This is a genomic window from Fusibacter bizertensis, from assembly GCF_029914245.1.
GTDB classification, from domain to species: domain Bacteria; phylum Bacillota; class Clostridia; order Peptostreptococcales; family Acidaminobacteraceae; genus Fusibacter_C; species Fusibacter_C bizertensis.
Map to the genome: position 1 here is coordinate 1 of NZ_JARYZI010000010.1, position 14,902 is coordinate 14,902.

Consider the following 14,902-nt stretch of genomic DNA (forward strand, 5'->3'; position numbering starts at 1 on the left):
TGCTTTGTCAACACTTTTTTTAATTTCTTTTTTCATGTTAACCGCTCGCGTTAGGCGACTTGATAATAATACACTATATGACACCCTATCGTCAACCCTTTAATTCACCTTTTTTTGTTAACTAATTGTAATATTGATAATATCATATACTTTCTATTTATATGAGGTAATTTCTATTATATAATGTACTATATAAAATAACATTAAGCTTATTATTATGTCTATATTATTTTCTATTACTATTAAATAGTAATATCAATTTTTATTCTTATTAAGTTGAGGACGTAATGGATTTATAAGTTATATTGTAACTAGAATTTGGAGGATTTTTATGAAACGGGTATTTTCTGGGGTTCAGCCTACTGGCCAGATACATCTAGGTAATTATATTACAATGAAAAATTTTGTAAAACAACAAAACGATAAAGACTGTCTATACTGTGTTGTAGATATGCATTCCATCACTCTACCTCAAGATCCTGAAAAGCTTAAAAAAAGTACAATTGAATTGGCAGCTCTTTATATGGCGATTGGACTTGATCCTAAAAAAGTTACATTATTCATTCAGTCACAAGTTCCTGCACATGCAGAACTTGCGTGGATTTTAAACTGCTTCTCTTATATGGGCGAGCTCAGTAGAATGACTCAATTTAAAGATAAATCTGCTGGAAAAGACATCGTGACAACAGGTCTCTTCACTTATCCAGTTCTTATGGCTGCGGATATACTCTTATATGATACTAACTTTGTACCAGTAGGAAATGATCAGAAACAACATTTAGAGTTAGCTAGAGATATAGCTCAGAGGTTTAACAATCGATTTGGGGAAACTTTTGTAGTCCCTGAACCAATGATTGCTAAAGTTGAAGAAGGGGCTAGAATCATGGCTTTAGATGATCCAACTTTAAAGATGAGTAAAAGTAATCCTAACGAACATTCTAAAATTACTTTATTAGATTCACCTTCTCTAATTAAAAAATCAATTATGCGTGCCACTACAGATAGTGACATGTTGATTAAATATGACTTAACGAACAAACCTGGTGTAAGTAACTTACTCACCATATATTCTCAATTTTCAGGTTTAAGTATTGCAGAATTAGAGGCTAAATATGAAGGTCTAGGCTATGGTGCTTTAAAGAAAGACTTAGTTGTTGTTGTCAATGATGAAATACTTAAGGTACAAAATGAATTCAATAGAATTATTGATAGCGGCGAAGTTTATGAAGTTCTAAGAGAAGGTCGAGAGCGTGCTCAAGAAATTTCTAATTCAGTACTTAATCGTGTCAAAGATAAAGTTGGATTCATAACGTATTAAATGTATATATACCGAGTATTATAAAAAAGCCATAAATTCAATGTATAAGCAACATTGAATTTATGGCTTTAATTTGTACTAGCTTATTGTTTATCTTGAAGACAAAGCTTGTTTAGGTCTTCAATCAATTCGATAATTTCATCCTCGTGTTTTGGTTTACTAAAATAATAACCCTGAACATAATCAACTTTCATATTTTCACTTCTTTCAAGATATACCAAATCTTCAATACCTTCCGCAATAACACTAATATTAATTTTATGCGCAAAATCAACCACTGATTCAAGTAAGTTATAGACATGCTCATTAGACATTGAATCTTTCATAATTGCCTTGTCAATTTTTATGTTGTTAATTGGTAATCTAATTAAGTTTTTAAATGATGAATAACCAGTTCCAAAATCATCAAGAGATATACCTATCTTCTGATTTCTTAAATAAAAAAGCTTAGCTATAACATTTTCGTTCGATTCTAATGTAATACTTTCTGTTATTTCTAACAAAATGGACTCGTGAGCTAACTCATAGCGATCTATGATTGAAAGTACACGATTGACAAAATTGTCTTCCATTAATTGAATTACTGAAATATTCACAGACATAGTCATATTACAAGACAACTGTTTGTTTAAATTAGAGATAAATTGGCAAGCTTTTTCTAAAACGATAAGACCTATTTCATTGATTAAACCTGTCTTTTCTGTCAATGGTATAAACTGATCTGGCATTATAAACCCAAGTGCTTTTGAGTTCCATCTAATTAAGGCTTCAAAACCTTTAATATTCCTATTTTTAATACTCATTATTGGTTGATAGTAAACTTCAAACTCATCCAAATCAATCGCAGTACGCAAGTAATTTTCAAAATTCATCTCATTAATTGCATTTTGTTTAATGTTGTTATCAAAAAAATAATAACTCTTTTTAAGAACTCTTCTTGCATGATACATAGCAATATCAGCATTTTGTATCAGTTGTTCAATTTCACAACCATCTTTAGGGAAAATCGTTATTCCGATACTTGCAGTTATTTTAAGAATACTCGTATTAATAATAAATGGGGTTTCTACAGCTTTACATATTGTTGTAACACATTGTTTAATCTGATCTTTCTCATCAATTCCATCTAGTAAAATTATAAATTCATTTCCACTATACCTTGCAACTATTGATTTATCATAATTTTTAACTACATCTGAGAGTCTTTCAGAAAACTGCCTCAGAATTTCATCTCCAAAACTATGACCATGAATATCATTGATATACTTAAAATTATCTATATCAAGTAAAAGCAAAGCACCATTCATTCCACTTTCAAAATAATCTTTATAATTTTCTTCAAAATATGCGCGATTGTGCAATTTAGTTAATGTATCTCTATAAGCCATATTTTGTATTTTTAATTCATATTGCTTTCTTGAAGTGATATTTTGATGTGACCCAGACATACTTACAAAAACACCATTTTTATATTTTGATATTCCAACAGCTTCAATCCAAATGTATGTTCCAGACTTAGTTAAAATTCTATATTCAATTCTATAATTATCAATTTTTCCATCTTTATATAGTTTAAGTTTATTTTCTACTAATTGTCGTTCCTCAGGATGAATTAAGTTAAACCAAGATTTCAATGTTGACTTACTAATATCTATATCGAAATTATCATACCAAGATGGAGTTAGGTAATTGATAGAGCCATCTTTATCAATATCCCACAAGCCTTCCTCTGATGCTTCAAAAATTGACTTATACCGTTGCTCACTTTCTTCTATAAAGATTTTATTTTCATAGAGTAAATCATATTGCTCTTGAAGCGTTTCTTCAGAAGCATATAATTCTTCATACAAAGCTTGCATTTCTATATTTTTTTCATTTATGCTACTCATCATAGAGTTAAAACCATTCACTAATACAGCAACTTCAAAGTCATTTGATTCAGCTTCACATTGTAGATCGAAATTTCCATCTTCAACTTTTTCCATAGTTCCGACAATGGATAATATTGGATTAACAATTTTATCTGAGTACTTAACGGCAATCCTTTCAGCAAATACAACCACCATAATCGTAATAAATGTAATTAGGAAAAACATAAACAACATCGACTCTAAAATTTCTTTTTGACTAATTGCACCAATAATGACGATATCCATACCATCAATCTTTTGACTGATATAAAGATAATTTGAATCATGACTTTCTTTGTTTTCAAGTATTTGTGAAAATGACACAGAACTGATATTTGTCTCATCCCAATTTTTAGCAAGTAAATCAGCATCTTTCGAAGCCAAAATATTACCAGATCCACTCACTATTGTAATAAACCCATTATTTCCAATTTTTTCGCTTTTTACTATATTTGTAATTTCAGACAATAAAATATCCACACCAATAACCATATTGTCATTAACTCTTTTAGAAGCTGTAATTGTAAATTCACCAGTACCATGATCTACATATGGTTCAGTCCAGTTTATTTTTTCAGGTTCTTCTATCGAATTAACGTACCATGGTCTAATGCGTGGATCATAATCCTTTGCTACATATCGCTTAGGAAACAAAAAGAAATCTCCATTTGAGTTTCCAATAAACAAAGTGTTTGCACTACTAATGTTTTTAATGAAAATCTCTAGAGATTTATTAATTAAGGATTCATCTTTTATATTAATTTGCGAATTTAAAAAACTATCATATGATGATAGTGCATTTTCTGAATCTTTGAATGTGGTTTCCAATATTAAATTTGTTAAATTTATAACACCCGCAGCTTCATGACTATACTTTTCGCTTATTTGAGTGTAAGTGAAAATATAAAATAAAACGCCTGAAATTAATGCAAAGGAAATTATGATCCGTGTGATTAGTTTTCTAATTTTATTTTGTATGCCATTTTTTTCAAACATCAATTCACCAAATTAAATATCATTTAATTTTATTAACTCTTTTCGGAATTTCTTGATAATTTTTTTCTCCATTCTTGAAACTGTCATTTGAGACACATTTAATTCATCAGCAACTTGAATTTGAGTTTTATTTTCAAAAAATCGGTCATTAACAATTTTTATCTCAACTTCATTCAATTTTTTAAGGCACATATTAATAAAATCTCGATTTTCAATAATATCGAAATATTTATCATCTCTGCCTATAATGTCTTGAAGTTGGATATCTTTATCATCACCAGATGCATCATACGTTAAATCTAAAGATTTTGGTGTATAAACTTGAGACGCTTCCATTGCTTCAATAACCTCTTCTTCAGTTACATTAAGATATAGCGCAATGTCACTAACTTTTGGAATACGTTGTAAATCTTGCTGTAATTTCGCTTTAGCCAAGTTTATTTTTTTAGATAATTCCTGTATACGTCTAGGAACTCTTACTGCCCATCCTTTATCTCTGAAATATTTCTTGATTTCACCAATAATTGTTGGTGTAGCAAAACTCGAGAACTCAAAACCTCTATCAACATCAAATCTTTCAATCGCATAGATCAATCCAAGTGACGCAACTTGATAGATATCCTCATAATCAATACCCTTATTGATATACTTTTTTGCCAAAATTTCAGTAATATACATGTGACGCTTGATCAGTTCATTTCTAATGGCAATATCCCTATTATTTTTATATAGATTAAAAAGGTCTTTAGTACCAAGTGATAGAAATTCATTGTTTAAAGAACCTTCATCTTTTATGATTATTTGCTTTTTTTTCATGAACATCAGCCCCTAACCGAAGAAGAACATTTATTCAACGATCTTACTCATTATAATTTTTGTACCTTGACCTTCGCTTGTTTCAATCTCTACACTATCCATTAATGATTTTATTATAAAAAGACCTAGTCCACTCTCTTGTAATTCTTCAGCCTCAGGTTTTTTGTATTTTTCAATACTGAATCCTTTACCATGATCAATAACTTCAATCGTTAAATTATCGCTAAGCTTAATAAATTCAAGTTTATATGTTTCATCAGAACCAGAGTGTAAAATAGCATTGTTACATGCTTCGCCAACAGCCAATTTAATATCTTCAATTGTTTCGATATCAAACCCCATTTGATTGGCAACGAAAGATGCCGTCAACCGTGCAACACTTACGTATTCAGGTTTACTGGGCAATGACATATTAATTGATTCCCTCATTTCTTATTCCACCTTTACAATTAATTACGAATCGAAAAAATTCTATCTAGCCCAGTTAATGTAAATATTTTTAAAATACTAGGCTTTAGCTTTTCAAAATGAACCGTGTTATTATTGATTTTTACATTTTTATAGAAACTAATTAATACGCCTAATCCAGTACTGTCAATATATTCAAGATTTTCACATTTGAATACAAAATCCGATTGTCTTTTGTCATTTAGTTGAATCAATTCATCTTTAAGTGCAGCTTTAGAATTGATATCTACTTCGCCGATTAGTTCAACTTCCCAGCTTTTTTCTGACTCATTATAATTGGTATTTAATCTTAAAGACATTAAATAATCCCCCTTTTAATTGTTCCAAATAAAGATGAAACAGCTATACTTGAAAACATTATACACTAAAACTTGATAATAATTTATAAAATTTGGAAAATTGAATTGTCGATTTCTCAAGAATTCAATTTTCCAACTACAAATTAACTATGATAAAAATAGATTTAGTTGTCTTCAGAATCAGATTCATTAGAATCAATTTCTTCTAAATTTTTAATTTTTTCTAGATCTTCAACTTCTTCAATTTCTTCAACTTCTACTATTGCTTCTGAAGAAGTATTTTCAACCACTGTGATCTCATCATCTTCATCATCATGTTCTTCTAATTTTGCAAGTGATACCAATTTAGTATTTTCATCAACTCTCATTACCCTTACACCAGAAGTAATTCTTCCTGTAACTGAAATATCAGCTACCTTAATTCTGATCAACACACCACTGTCATTGATAATCATTAAATCATCAGAATCTTCTACTACCAGTGCACCAATTAAGTTTCCGGTTTTACTGTTGAGGTTATAAGTAATTATTCCTTTTCCACCTCTTGTTTGCTGTCTATATTCTTTAAGTAGCGTTCTCTTACCATAACCAAACTCAGATACAACCAATAACTTAGCATGATCTTTAACAACTTCCATATCTATAACATAATCTGCGCCAGTTAAGTTAATAGCTCTCACGCCGGTAGCAGTTCTTCCCATTGCTCTTACATCATTTTCATGGAATCTTATAGATTTACCTTTAGTTGTTATCACAATTAAGTCGTTATCACCTGTTGTTCTCTTAACTGAAATTAATTGATCATTTTCTTTAAGATTAATGGCAATCAAACCTGATTTTCTTGAAGTGTCAAATTGACTAACTGCTGTTTTCTTAATAACACCATATTTTGTACATAAAGTTAAATAACCTTCTTCAAAGTTTTTAACTGGTACAACAGCATTAACTTTTTCTTCACTTTCAAGTGGTAAAAGATTAATAATTGCTGTTCCTTTAGAAATTCTCGATCCATCAGGAATCATATATGCTTTTAAACGATATACCTTCCCAAAATTAGTAAAGAATAACAGATAATCGTGTGTAGAAGTTGTATAGATCTCTTTAACAAAATCTTCTTCTCTAGTTGAAAGACCTGTTTTACCTCTTCCACCTCTTTTTTGTGACACATACTCACCTGTTGAAACTCTTTTTATATAACCTGCATGTGTTAAAGTAATAATAACTTCATCTTCATCAATTAAGTCTTCATAGTCAATTTCATCAGGATTAATACTAATTTCTGTTCTTCTTTCATCACCATAAGCTTTTTTAATTCTGAGTAAATCTTCTTTGATTATATCTAAAAGTAGCTGTTCATTCGCTAAAAGTTCATTGAGATAATCGATAAGTTTTAATAGTTCACTGTACTCATTCTCAATTTTCTCTCTTTCAAGACCTTGTAATCTTCTAAGCCTCATATCAACAATTGCTTTAGCTTGAATTTCAGATAAATCAAATTTTTCAATCAACTTAAGTTCAGCATTACTGTAAGAACTTCTGATAATCCTTATAATCTCATCAATATTATCAATTGCAATTCTAAGTCCTTCCAAAATATGTGCTCTATCTTTGGCTTTTTTCAAATCATAAATAACACGTCTTCTCTCAACAACCTTTTGATGTTCAAGATAAGCATCTAACATTTCTTTGATGTTCATGACTTTTGGTTCACCATCATGTAAAGCTAACATAATGATACTATACGAAATTTGAAGTTGGCTATTTTTATAAAGTTGATTGATCATGATATTAGGATTAATATCTTTTCTAAGTTCTATAACGATACGTATACCATTTCTGTTACTTTCATCTCTTAAATCTGTAATACCTTCAATTCTCTTGTTTTTAACAAGTTCTGCAATTCCTTCAATCATTTTAGACTTATTGACTTGATATGGAATTTCAGTAATGATAATGCGACTTTTCCCATTTTTCATTTCTTCTATTTCAGATTTTGATCTTAGAATAACACGTCCACGACCTGTTCTATATGCTCTTTTTATCCCTTCAACGCCCATAATTTCAGCACCAGTTGGAAAATCTGGTCCCTTAACACATTCCATAATGTCATAAACATCAGACTCTGGATCATCAATCAATTTAATTACACCATCTATGATTTCACCTAAATTATGAGGTGGAATAGATGTTGCCATACCAACTGCGATACCGTTAGAGCCGTTGATGAGAAGATTTGGAAATCTACTTGGTAATACAACTGGTTCTTTTTCAGATTCATCAAAGTTAGGTGTAAAATCTACAGTCTCTTTGTCAATGTCTCTTAATAATTCTCCAGATAATCTTGCCATTCTTGCTTCAGTATAACGCATTGCTGCAGCGCCATCTCCATCGATAGAACCAAAGTTTCCATGACCATCAATAAGAGGATATCTCATGGAAAAATCTTGTGCAAATCTTACCAAAGCACCATAGATAGAAGAGTCCCCATGTGGATGGTATTTACCCATTACTTCACCGACAATACGTGCCGACTTTCTATGTTGCTTATCATGCGTAAAATTAAGCTCACTCATTGCATATAATATTCTTCTATGAACAGGCTTAAGTCCATCTCTAACATCAGGAAGCGCCCTTGATACGATTACACTCATCGCATAGTCCATATAAGATTTTTTCATTTCGTCCATAACATCAACTAATAAAATAGTTTGATTGCTATTTATCGTTTCATTGATATCATCTGAAGAATCTTCATATGATGTTTCAACTATTTCGTCATCAAAATCTTTTTGATCATCACTCAAAATTAATTCCTCCTAACCAATATCAATATTTTTAACATATTTTGCATTTTGTTCTATAAATAATCGTCTTGGCTCTACTTTTTCACCCATAAGCGTTGAAAATACAAGATCAGCTTCTATAGCATCATCTACAGTTACATTCATAATTGTTCTAACTGAAGGATCCATAGTGGTTGTCCAAAGTTGTTCAGCATTCATTTCACCAAGACCTTTGTATCTTTGAATAGTAATCCCTTGTCGACCAATATCGTTTAAAAGATTATTCATTTCTTTCTCAGAGTAGATATAATAAATACTCTTTCCCTTTTTAACTTTATAAAGAGGAGGTATAGCAACATATATATGACCTTGTTCTATTAAAGGTCTCATAAATCTAAAGAAGAATGTTAAGAGCAATGTTCTAATATGTGCACCATCTACGTCTGCATCGGTCATGATAAAAATCTTATCATAACGTAATTTTGTGATATCAAATTCATCACCAATTCCACATCCAAATGCAGTAATCATCGCTCTAATCTCTGTAGAACTAAAAATTCTAGCAAAATTCGCTTTCTCTGTATTGAGAATTTTTCCACGAAGAGGTAATATTGCTTGAATGTTTCTATCTCTACCTAATTTTGCTGAACCACCAGCGGAGTCCCCTTCGACAATGTATATTTCACATTTCGATGGATCTCTTTCTGAACAGTCTGCAAGTTTACCAGGTAAGGTTAGGCCATCTAGAGCACCTTTTCTTCTTGTAAGTTCTCTTGCTTTTCTTGCAGCTTCTCTTGCTTTTGCTGAAGTCAAACATTTATCTATAATTACTTTTGCTTGTAAAGGATTTTCTTCTAAATAACGTTCTAACATCTGAGATGCAGCTGATTCAACAACACCTCTAATTTCGCTATTGCCTAGTTTTGTTTTTGTTTGCCCTTCAAATTGTGGCTCTTCAAGTTTAACTGAAACAATTGCCGTCATACCTTCTCTAACATCTTCACCTGTTAGATTTTCATCTTTTTCTTTGATGATGCCTTTTTTTCTACCGTAATCATTGATCATACGCGTAACAGCAGCTCTAAAACCAATTAAGTGTGTTCCACCTTCATGCGTATTAATATTATTTGCAAAAGCAAATATATTTTCTGAATAACTATCGGTATATTGAAAAGCTATTTCAACGGTATTTGTTTCGTTAATTTGTTCTGTATAAACTACATCATCATGGATTGAATTTCTATTCACATTGAGGTATTCAACAAATTCTTTTATACCACCTTCATAAAAAAAGCGCACACTTTTCTTAGTCTCAGTACGATTATCTGTGATAATAATTTCTATTCCTTTATTGAGAAAAGCAAGCTCTCTTATGCGTGATTCTAAGAGTGTAAAATCGAATTCTAATGTCTCAAATATCAAATGATCTGCTTTAAAAGTTGTTTTTGTACCAGTGATACTATCATTATCTAAAGTTCCAATAACGTGAAGTGGATTTACAGTAAGTCCTCTTTCAAATCCTATTAGATGAATATGACCATCTCTTTTTACTTCAACTTCAAATTTTTCAGAAAGGGCATTTACAACTGATGCACCAACACCATGAAGACCACCGGATACTTTGTATCCTCCTCCACCAAACTTTCCGCCTGCGTGAAGAACTGTATGAATAACTTCAACTGCTGGTATCCCCATCTTATGATGCATATCAATTGGCATGCCTCTACCATCATCTTCAACGACAATGATATTGTCTGGTTCAATATTGACAGTGATTTTTTTGCAGTATCCAGCTAATGCTTCATCGATACTGTTATCGACTATTTCATATACCAGATGATGAAGCCCTCTAGCGCTTGTCGATCCAATGTACATACCTGGACGTTTTCTTACCGCTTCAAGACCTTCCAAGACTTGTATCTGATCAGCATTATATGCTTGATTTGACATTTCTAACCTCCTAATGGCTTAGAACATTTCCATTTTTTATTTTAATTATCTTAGACGCATTAATATAATCATCTAGTAGATTTTTAACATCTGTTGTCGTGATAATTGCTTGTACATTTTTAAGTGTATAAATCAAATCTTTTTGCCTATTAATATCCAGTTCACTCATAACATCATCAAGTAATAAAATTGGATACTCACCAACGTCATTTTTAATTATTTCAATTTCCGATAGTTTTAATGATAGTGCAGCAGTTCTTTGCTGACCTTGAGAACCAAAAGATTTTATACTTATGCCGTTAATAGAAATTTCCATATCATCACGATGTGGACCTACTGATGTAAACCCTCTTTTGATATCCATTTCTATGTTTTTATTAAGCATTAAAATTAAGTCACTCTTTATTGTATCATAATTTTCCAATTTCTTCACTGCTGTAATATATTGAATATTAAGTTGTTCTTTTTGATCCGTTACACCAGCATGAATTTTATTACTAATGACATTTAGGTCATCAATAAATTTTTTACGTCTTAAAATGATCTTGGCACCCTTATCAGCGAGTTGTTCATTCCAAATATCTATAGTTTCTTTTAGGTCTGGTTTATATATTAATCGCTTTAATAACTCATTTCTTTGCATCAAGATTTTATTGTACTCAATAATGTCAGAGCAATAGATATGACTAATATGGGATAACTCCCTATTAATAAATTTTCTTCTCTCCACAGGACTTTCTTTAATGAGCTTCAAATCATCTGGATAAAACAAAATTATATTTATAGTGCCAAGTAGTTCAGAAATTCTAGTGATGTTTACGCCATTGATCAAAAACTCCTTTTTTGACTTTTCATTTATTCTGAATTCAATTGTTTCAACACGACCATTATCCCTTTGCACTTCAATTTTTACATTTGCAAAGGGTTTATCAAAATTAACTAATTCACTATCTTTTGATGTTCTAAAAGATTTTCCAAAACCGGATACATAAACTGCTTCGAGCAAATTAGTTTTACCTTGTGCATTATCACCGATAATAATATTTAGATTCTTATCAAAATTAAGCTTTATATTTTCATAATTTCGATAGTTCTTCACCATAATGGATTTAATATACAATTTTGTATCAACCTTTTTTTATGATTTTAAGCTTGAATTTTTCAACATCGCCATCATCTGTAGGTAAATTAATCTCCACCATATCATCATGCGTTATTTTTTTACCACGCTGCGTACATACTTTGCCATTTACTAAAACGTATTCTTCTGCAATTATGAGTTTGGCAAATCCACCTGAATCAGCTATTTCAGCGAATTTTAACAATTGATCTAATTTTATATATTCAGACTCAATAAATACTTTTTTCATCTAATTATCCTCAGTTTCTATTTTGATATTCTACAAGGCAATACCAAATATATATAATTTTCGTTATCAGTAGGTCTGATAATACATGGACTTACATTATTAACAAATTCTAATCTAATATCTTCACTATCAACGATTTTAAGCGCATCAATCAGATACTTAGGATTAAAGCCAATTTCAAGGTCTTGACCCTCTAGTTTAATATGAACTTTCTCTATTGAACTTCCCATTTCAGAATTAGATGTAATTTTGATTATATCATCTTTAACTTCAAGTTTAATAGCAACATTTTTATTTTCTCTTGCCATTAGGAAGGATCTATCAATTGCAGTTAAAAACTGATCCGTTTCTGTAATTGCGATGGACTTATATTCACTCGGTAGAATTTGATTATAGTTTATAAACTCACCAGCAAGTAATCTTGAGTATACTTTAAGACCTGGAATTGTAAATAAAACCTGTTTTTCATCGAATGATATTCTTAGATCACCTTTGTTTTCACTTTGAGATAAAAGTTTATTGATTTCATTTAAAGTTCTACCAGGAACAACTGCTTTTTTGTTTAAATCTGTTTTTACAATTGCTTTCTTAATTGCCATTCTAAATCCGTCAATTGCAACCATATTAAATTTGCCATTTTCAATCTCAAGAAGAGCACCAGTTAAAATAGGTCTAGACTCATCTTGAGAAATTGCAAAACTTGTTTGTCTAATCATATTTGCAAATAGTTCTTTATCAATTAAAAATGAATTACTATCATCAATTACAGGTAGTTCTGGATATTCATTACCTGGTAATCCAACTATTTTAAAATTTGATTCTCCGCAAGTAATATCAACTACATGATTGTCACCAATTTCAAAAGTAATTTCTTCATTCGGTAATTTTCTAATTAATTCTGAGAATAATCTAGCGGGAATAACAATCGAACCTTCAGTTAAAGTTTCAGAAGTTATAGAAGTTTCAATACTTAAATTCAGGTCGTTACCAATAATTTTTAAAGTACCTTCTGTTGCTTCAAAATAAATACCAGAAAGTATAGGTAAAGTTGTTTTACTTGAAACGGCTTTAGAGACCATATTTATTGCAGCGGATAATTGATTTTGTTGGCATTTGAAATTCATACTGAAGCCTCCTTTTTTTTATGTGTTATATAAAACAAAAACATATAAACAATTATAGTAATAGTAGTAGGCGCTGTTGATTTGTGGAAAGGTAGGTGAAACCTTTGAAATCAAAGATAATTCTATTAAATTTATCTGTTGATTAAATGCGCCAGTTGATCCTAGTTATACACAGTTGATAACTTTAGGTTATTTCAGAAGTTATCAACAGATGCTTTTTACACATACTAACACTACTCGCCTTTTATTTCTTTAATAATGCCATCAATTTTATTTTTAAGATCATAATCAGATAGCATCTCAGTACTTATCTTTTCACAAGCATGAATAACTGTTGTATGATCGCGTCCACCAAACTCTTCACCAATCTTAGGAAGTGATAAATCTGTTAGTTCTCTTGCTATATACATTGCTATTTGTCTAGGATACGCAATTTGTCTTGTTCTTTTCTTAGATTCAAAATCTTCAATTTTCATATTGAAATATTCAGCAACAGTAGACTTAATGAAATCTACATCTATCTTTCTAGCTCTCGTTGTTGAGAATATATCTTTTAGTGCTTCATTAACTAGAGAAATATCAACTTCACGTTTTGTAAGTGTTGAATAAGCAACAACTCTATTTAGTGCACCTTCAAGTTCTCGAATATTAGATTTAATCTTAGAAGCTATAAATTCAAAGACTTCTCCAGGGATGTCAATTCGATCTCTTTCAGATTTCTTCTTTAATATAGCAATTCTAGTTTCATAATCAGGTGGTTGGATATCTGTGATAAGTCCCCACTCAAATCTTGATCGGAGTCGATCTTCTAATGTTGGAATCTCTTTAGGTGGTCGATCTGAAGATACAATGATCTGTTTGTTTTCTTCATATAATGCATTAAATGTATGGAAGAACTCTTCTTGTGTTCTCTCTTTTCCAGCAATAAACTGGATATCATCGACAAGTAAAACGTCTACGGTTCTATACTTATTTCTAAACTCTTCATTTTTATCATCTTTAATAGAGTTAATGAGTTCGTTTGTGAATTTTTCACTGGATACATAATATACTTTGGCATTTTTATTTTGAGATAAAATATAATGGCCAATCGCATGCATTAAGTGGGTTTTTCCAAGCCCAACGCCTCCGTATATAAAAAGTGGATTATAGGATTTTGCTGGTGACTCTGCAACTGCAAGAGATGCAGCATGAGCAAATCTATTACTATTGCCAACGACAAATTCATTGAAAACATATCTTGGGTTTAAATTTGTAGTTTCAAACAGTTCCGAATGGTCTTTTTCTTTAACTTTCTTGAGTTCAAGTGTATTCTCTTCAGGTATTATATATTTTATGATGAAATCCTGATTTGTAACGTATTTAATAGTATTGGTAATTAAATCGTTATATCTGTTTTCTAATATATTTCTGTTGAGATTACCAGAAGTTTGAAGAATAAGCGTATTTCCTTCAATGGCAATTGGAACGACATTCTCGATCCAGGTACTGAAGCTGAGTGGCATGAGCTCATTCTTCATGTTGATTCTTGCCTCTTCCCAAATTTCTAACAATCTGTTGTCCATGTGTTATCCTCCTAATAAAGCTTGTTTATCCACAAAATCTGGGATAAATTGTTGATAAAAATAATGTTGAAAATAAGATTAAAGTTGTATTTTAAAGTGAATGAATTTGTGGATAAAAAATGATTTTTTAGAGTTATCAACAGAAAACTGCCCATTTTATCAACACTATACACAGTGAAATTATCAAAAAGTCAAAAAAAAAATGACAAACAATCAACAAATTCTAGTTATCCACAATTTTGTTTCGCCAAAAATTTAATACTGTGAGTACAAATCATTTTAACAAATTTCAAGTTGTTTTTC

11 protein-coding genes are annotated in these 14,902 nt (G+C 30.7%); 1 reads left to right on the forward strand and 10 read right to left on the reverse strand.

Going from position 1 to position 14,902, the window contains the following annotated elements; translation table 11 throughout:
* Positions 1–331: 331 nt before the first annotated feature.
* Positions 332–1,318 carry a tryptophan--tRNA ligase gene (gene trpS / locus QE109_RS13465; protein WP_281095061.1) on the forward strand — a complete coding sequence of 329 codons (987 nt, stop codon included), beginning with the start codon at positions 332–334 and terminating at the stop codon, positions 1,316–1,318.
* Between the two features lie 83 nt (positions 1,319–1,401).
* Here trpS and QE109_RS13470 read toward each other — a convergent pair whose 3' ends face one another.
* The 10 genes from QE109_RS13470 to dnaA all read right to left on the reverse strand — a co-directional run bounded on the left by QE109_RS13470 (position 1,402) and on the right by dnaA (position 14,599).
* Positions 1,402–4,224, reverse strand: a complete 2,823-nt coding sequence (locus tag QE109_RS13470; protein WP_281095062.1) for an EAL domain-containing protein — start codon at positions 4,222–4,224, stop codon at positions 1,402–1,404.
* 12 nt (positions 4,225–4,236) lie between these two features.
* The gene (locus QE109_RS13475) at positions 4,237–5,040 is read right to left on the reverse strand and encodes a SigB/SigF/SigG family RNA polymerase sigma factor (RefSeq protein ID WP_281095063.1); all 804 of its coding nucleotides are present in this window, start codon (positions 5,038–5,040) and stop codon (positions 4,237–4,239) included.
* Positions 5,041–5,070: 30 nt separating this feature from the next.
* Positions 5,071–5,469, reverse strand: coding sequence for an ATP-binding protein (locus tag QE109_RS13480; protein ID WP_281095064.1), 399 nt, complete (start codon positions 5,467–5,469; stop codon positions 5,071–5,073).
* Positions 5,470–5,489: 20 nt separating this feature from the next.
* Entirely contained in the window at positions 5,490–5,807 is a 318-nt protein-coding gene (locus tag QE109_RS13485) for an STAS domain-containing protein (RefSeq protein WP_281095065.1), read from the reverse strand.
* Positions 5,808–5,971: 164 nt separating this feature from the next.
* A complete protein-coding gene (gene gyrA, locus QE109_RS13490) occupies positions 5,972–8,530 on the reverse strand; it encodes a DNA gyrase subunit A (RefSeq protein ID WP_425365121.1) in 2,559 nt (852 codons plus the stop codon).
* 93 nt (positions 8,531–8,623) lie between these two features.
* A complete protein-coding gene (gene gyrB, locus QE109_RS13495; RefSeq protein WP_281095066.1) occupies positions 8,624–10,540 on the reverse strand; it encodes a DNA topoisomerase (ATP-hydrolyzing) subunit B in 1,917 nt (638 codons plus the stop codon).
* A gap of 10 nt (positions 10,541–10,550) precedes the next feature.
* The gene (recF, locus tag QE109_RS13500) at positions 10,551–11,660 is read right to left on the reverse strand and encodes a DNA replication/repair protein RecF (RefSeq protein ID WP_281095067.1); all 1,110 of its coding nucleotides are present in this window, start codon (positions 11,658–11,660) and stop codon (positions 10,551–10,553) included.
* Between the two features lie 7 nt (positions 11,661–11,667).
* On the reverse strand, positions 11,668–11,910 hold the full coding sequence (locus QE109_RS13505; protein ID WP_281095068.1) for an RNA-binding S4 domain-containing protein: 243 nt from the start codon (positions 11,908–11,910) through the stop codon (positions 11,668–11,670).
* 17 nt (positions 11,911–11,927) lie between these two features.
* On the reverse strand, positions 11,928–13,034 hold the full coding sequence (gene dnaN, locus QE109_RS13510) for a DNA polymerase III subunit beta (protein ID WP_281095069.1): 1,107 nt from the start codon (positions 13,032–13,034) through the stop codon (positions 11,928–11,930).
* Between the two features lie 233 nt (positions 13,035–13,267).
* On the reverse strand, positions 13,268–14,599 hold the full coding sequence (gene dnaA / locus QE109_RS13515) for a chromosomal replication initiator protein DnaA (protein WP_281095070.1): 1,332 nt from the start codon (positions 14,597–14,599) through the stop codon (positions 13,268–13,270).
* Positions 14,600–14,902: the final 303 nt, after the last annotated feature.

Bases quoted from the DNA above. Each gene is read 5' to 3' on its own strand.
- trpS (WP_281095061.1), top strand. From the start codon at position 332: ATGAAACGGGTATTTTCTGGGGTTCAGCCTACTGGCCAGATACATCTA.
- QE109_RS13470 (WP_281095062.1), bottom strand. From the start codon at position 4,224: ATGTTTGAAAAAAATGGCATACAAAATAAAATTAGAAAACTAATCACA.
- QE109_RS13475 (WP_281095063.1), bottom strand. From the start codon at position 5,040: ATGAAAAAAAAGCAAATAATCATAAAAGATGAAGGTTCTTTAAACAAT.
- QE109_RS13480 (WP_281095064.1), bottom strand. From the start codon at position 5,469: ATGAGGGAATCAATTAATATGTCATTGCCCAGTAAACCTGAATACGTA.
- QE109_RS13485 (WP_281095065.1), bottom strand. From the start codon at position 5,807: ATGTCTTTAAGATTAAATACCAATTATAATGAGTCAGAAAAAAGCTGG.
- gyrB (WP_281095066.1), bottom strand. From the start codon at position 10,540: ATGTCAAATCAAGCATATAATGCTGATCAGATACAAGTCTTGGAAGGT.
- QE109_RS13505 (WP_281095068.1), bottom strand. From the start codon at position 11,910: ATGAAAAAAGTATTTATTGAGTCTGAATATATAAAATTAGATCAATTG.
- dnaN (WP_281095069.1), bottom strand. From the start codon at position 13,034: ATGAATTTCAAATGCCAACAAAATCAATTATCCGCTGCAATAAATATG.
- dnaA (WP_281095070.1), bottom strand. From the start codon at position 14,599: ATGGACAACAGATTGTTAGAAATTTGGGAAGAGGCAAGAATCAACATG.